Origin of the sequence: Clostridium sp. OF09-36, assembly GCF_003481985.1 — a bacterium.
Taxonomy (GTDB): domain Bacteria; phylum Bacillota; class Clostridia; order Lachnospirales; family Lachnospiraceae; genus Brotaphodocola.
The window spans coordinates 1-3,653 of record NZ_QUMD01000056.1 but is presented as its reverse complement, the minus strand read 5'-3'; the positions used below and the strand labels follow the sequence as shown (position 1 = coordinate 3,653).

The 3,653-nt window shown below is 29.3% G+C and carries 5 protein-coding genes; all 5 read left to right on the top strand.

Annotation, left to right across the window (positions count from 1 at the left end):
• Nucleotides 1-184 precede the first annotated feature (184 nt).
• Nucleotides 185-877 carry a glycosyltransferase family 2 protein gene (locus DXA97_RS21380; RefSeq protein ID WP_243107783.1) on the top strand — a complete coding sequence of 231 codons (693 nt, stop codon included), beginning with the start codon at nt 185-187 and terminating at the stop codon, nt 875-877.
• Entirely contained in the window at nt 874-1,305 is a 432-nt protein-coding gene (locus tag DXA97_RS21375) for a hypothetical protein (RefSeq protein ID WP_243107782.1), read from the top strand. The genes DXA97_RS21380 and DXA97_RS21375 overlap by 4 nt, the downstream gene beginning before the upstream one ends.
• Before the next feature lie 18 nt (nt 1,306-1,323).
• Nucleotides 1,324-2,379, top strand: a complete 1,056-nt coding sequence (locus DXA97_RS19305; protein WP_118721434.1) for a glycosyltransferase family 2 protein — start codon at nt 1,324-1,326, stop codon at nt 2,377-2,379.
• A gap of 15 nt (nt 2,380-2,394) precedes the next feature.
• Nucleotides 2,395-3,357, top strand: coding sequence for a hypothetical protein (locus DXA97_RS19300; RefSeq protein ID WP_118721433.1), 963 nt, complete (start codon nt 2,395-2,397; stop codon nt 3,355-3,357).
• A 37-nt stretch (nt 3,358-3,394) separates the two neighbouring features.
• Nucleotides 3,395-3,653 (top strand): hypothetical protein (locus DXA97_RS19295; protein WP_147355613.1); only part of this gene is annotated, 259 nt, incomplete at its 3' end.

Sequence of the window (3,653 nt, the reverse complement as noted above, 5' to 3'; positions counted from 1 at the left end):
AATTTTGAAATTATGGTTAATGATTCAGGAAAATATGGAATTGCAAAATAGAAAAGATGAACTTGAAATAGAAATTTTGAAATTACGAAGATCAAAAACTTTTAAAATAGGTCAAGCTTTTATATTTGTACCACAAAAAATTTATTGGTGGATCAAACAAAAAATATAATTAAGGAGATGTGAGATGGCAAAAGTATCAATAATAATTCCAACGTATAATGTAAAACCATATTTAAGAGAATGCTTGGATAGTGTTGTGGGACAAACATTAAATGATATTGAAATTTTATGTGTAAACGATGGATCAACGGATGGCTCATTAGAAATTATCGAAGAATATGCTCAAAAAGATAAACGTATTGTTGTCATTTCGGGTCCAAATGGTGGGTACGGAAAGGCTATGAATAAAGGATTAAATCGTGCAACTGGGGAATACATAGGAATTGTTGAACCGGATGATTATATTGCATTGAATATGTATGAAGAACTTTATGAAAAAGCAAAATTTTATAATGCAGATATAGTTAAGGCGGATTTTTATCGTTTTACTAGAAATGATAATGGAAATATTAATTTAATGTATAATCATTTATCTGATTCTGTTGATGATTATAATAGAGTTATTTGTCCGATGTCGGAACAACATAGCTTTAAATTTATTATGAATACATGGTCTGGAATTTATAAACGAGAGTTTATTGAACAATATAAAATTCGTCATAATGAAACTCCTGGTGCTTCGTACCAGGATAATGGTTTTTGGTTTCAGACGTTTGTATATGCAAAAAAAGTTGTCTTTATTGATAAACCATATTATCGTAATCGACGCGATAATCCATCCTCTTCTATGTTTAGCAAAACGAAAGTTATAGCATGAATGCAGAGTATTTGCATATTAAAGAACTATTGATGGAACAGAAGAGCGTATGGGAAAATGTTAAATATATATATTCATATAAGCGGTATCAGAATTACATTGGGACCATTAACAGAATTGCAAATGAATTTAAAAAACAGTATATATTAGATATCAGTGAAGAATTTAAGCAGGCAGAAGTTGATGGCGAATTATCTTCTGGATTTTTTTCGGCAGATGAATGGAACAGTTTACAATTCATAAAAAATGACCCAGAAAATTATTTTTTGTTTAATGTTTTACAAGGAGATTCAGAAAAAAGGTTGCAAATGGATTTAGATAGAGCGAATGATAGGATATGTGAATTGGAGCATTCTACTACATTCAAAGTTGGAAAGGTAATCATGTTTTTACCATGCAAAATTAAAGATTTCTTTATAAAAAGATAGAGGTTTTGGAGAATAAATATGAAAACAGTTTCAGTTATAATTCCAGTATATAATATGGAAAACTATTTGGAAGAATGCTTGAATAGTGTGATTTCGCAAACTCTGAACGATTTTGAAATTATATGTATAAATGATGGGTCAACAGATAGTTCACTTCGCATTTTACAAAAATACGCAGAAAACAATGAATATATAACCGTAATTAATCAAACGAATCAAGGTGTATCAGCAGCTAGGAATGCCGGGTTGCTTTCAGCAAAGTCAGACTATGTATGTTTTATGGATCCGGATGATTTTTATCCAGATGAAGATGTTCTGAAAGATTTATATAATGCTGCTAAAGCTCATAATGCATTAATTTGTGGTGGATCATTTAGTCGTTATAATGATAAAACAAAAGAGAAAACGGTGCAGTTTGATGGATTTTATCAAAAATATACGTTTTCGGAAGATGATTTAGTTTCTTACGAAAATTATCAGTATGATTATGGATACCATAGATTTTTGTATTCGTTGCACTTATTAAAGCGAGAGAATATTGAATTTCCACCGTATAAAAGATTTCAAGATCCTCCATTTTTTGTCAGAGCAATGATTGCTGCAAAAGAATTTTATGCATTGAAAAGAGTCGTATACTGTTATCGAATTGGTCATCAAAGTGTTAAATGGAATGAAGAAAAATTGGCAGCGTTTATCAATGGTGTGAGTGATAATCTGAAAATTTCGTCAGAAAAACATTTGAATGATTTGCATGCTGTGACTGTTCAACGTATTATTGAACAGAAACGAGCTTTTGAAGCTAATCAAATAGTGGAACTGTCAGATGAAGTTAAGAGCAGTTTCTTTAAAATGCTACTTTATATTCGTATGGATATGCTGAAATCAAGTACTTATAATATTGATATGAACCAATTATTAAAAGTATTAAAAGTGGGAGTTAAAAGCGATACATATAAAAAGGAACTTGAAGACTGGAAATATCAGTATTGTTGTGTGAAAAATTCTAAAACTTTTCGTGTAGGAGAAGCGGTGTTATATATACCTAAGAAAATATATTATTTTTTTAAGCGTTAGTAATGGAGATAAAATATGAATTTAAAAAATATTTTTTCGGTGTTTCAAAGGCTTGAGGAGTTGTCTAAAAATGTAGAAAAGTTGATGATATCCCAGGAAGAACAAAAAAATGTTCTTAATACTGAGATGGAATTTATAAAACAAAATGTTAATAAGGTGATAGAATTTAATAACTTTGTTCTTAAAAGAGTAAAAAAAATTCAAGAATTAGATGAATGGATATTAGAACGTAATAAGAAAATTCAGGAATTAGATGAGGCAATTTTAAAACGCTGTGAAAAAATTCAAGAATATGGAGTGAAGACATCTAGAGCATCCAACGAAAATGTATGGAGTGCGGTATTTCATGATACTGTTTGTAATAGTAATTGGCTTTTGAATAAAAAATTTTCACCTGGAAGATGGGCGGTAGGATATCAATATTTATATGTATTATATAGAACATTGGAGGCAATTCACCCTCACAATATATTGGAATTGGGGTTAGGACAAAGCACACAAATGATAACACAATATGCTGAGTATAGTCAGGAGTGTCAGCACTTTGTTGTTGAGCATGATTCTAGTTGGATAAAGTTCTATGAAAATACAAATGATGTTTTAAAATCTAGTACAATTATTCAATTAGATTTATGTAAGAAACAAGTTAGAGAAGATAATGATGTGATTGGATATGCTGGATTTAAGGAAACATTTTCTGGACAAAAGTTTGATTTGATTTCTATTGATGCCCCATTTGGAACTCCATGTTATATTTATGCAAGGACTGATATTTTAGAGTTGTTACCAGACTGTTTAAAAAAAGATTTTGTAATACTTTTAGATGATTATAATAGAAAAGGTGAACAAAACATGATTAAACTTTTAAAAGAAAAGTTAGAGGATAAACAAATAGAATACTGTGAAGGCATATATTCTGGTAATAAAGACACATTTGTGATTACATCTTTGAAATATAAATTTCTTGTTTCATTATAATAGTGATATGAAAACTATGTCTTAAGAGGAATAATCTATGAAGCGAGTAGAACCGTGTAAAATTGCACTTGCATTTATAAGTTCATTGGCACTTGCGGTTTTGATGAGAGAAAAAATTATTTCTGAAGGAGATAATTTTTTACAAGTTTTAAATAATATACTGGATAGTGTAAGTTTACCTGATACTTATGTGTTTTTTTCATTATTATATTTTTTTAATAAAATAGAACTTTCACATGATATAGCAGTCATACTTTTAGGTGGAATATTTTCTTTATTTACGATAATTGGAAAAA

Excerpts from the sequence above, each read along its gene's own strand:
- DXA97_RS19300 (WP_118721433.1), top strand. The coding sequence starts at position 2,395 with ATGAATTTAAAAAATATTTTTTCGGTGTTTCAAAGGCTTGAGGAGTTG.
- DXA97_RS21380 (WP_243107783.1), top strand. The coding sequence starts at position 185 with ATGGCAAAAGTATCAATAATAATTCCAACGTATAATGTAAAACCATAT.
- DXA97_RS21375 (WP_243107782.1), top strand. The coding sequence starts at position 874 with ATGAATGCAGAGTATTTGCATATTAAAGAACTATTGATGGAACAGAAG.
- DXA97_RS19305 (WP_118721434.1), top strand. The coding sequence starts at position 1,324 with ATGAAAACAGTTTCAGTTATAATTCCAGTATATAATATGGAAAACTAT.